1 pseudogene is annotated in these 443 nt (G+C 73.4%); it reads right to left on the bottom strand.

From position 1 onward, the window contains the following. Window positions 1-443, bottom strand: a pseudogene (locus I6F37_RS40160) (hypothetical protein); the annotation flags it as partial.

The raw sequence follows: 443 nt of genomic DNA, 5'->3' as shown, positions 1-443 counted from the left end.
CCGCCTCGCCGAGGTCGGTGGCGTCGGTCGAGACCTCCGCGCCGCTCGTCCGCAGCAGCGCGAGCACGTCGTCGTCGACGACGGCCACGAGCACGGGCTCCTTGGAATGGATCGCCGCGGCTGCGGCCGAGCGGCGCGCCCGCAGCAGCGGCACCTCGAGCTCCCGGGCGAGCGTCGCTTTCAGCGGGTCGACGTGCTCCAGCGCGAGCCGTTCGAGCTTGCCGTCGACGAAGATGTCGACCGCGCACCAGTCGGCCACGCGCGGAACGGCGAGCCGGGCCACGCCCGCGAGGGTCTGCTCGTAGTCGAGCGAGCTGCCGAGGACCCAGCCGGCCTCGGCGAGGAAGCTCTGCCGCTCCTCCGCGACGCGGCGCTCCTCGATGTCGGTGTTCGTGCCGAACCAGCGGACGATCTCCCCGCTGTCGTTCCGCATCGACACGGCG

It is taken from the genome of Bradyrhizobium sp. NBAIM08 (assembly GCF_020193935.1).
GTDB classification, from domain to species: Bacteria; Pseudomonadota; Alphaproteobacteria; order Rhizobiales; family Xanthobacteraceae; genus Bradyrhizobium; species Bradyrhizobium yuanmingense.
The sequence above is the reverse complement of the archived record's forward strand: the minus strand, read 5'-3'. Positions and strand labels throughout refer to the sequence as shown.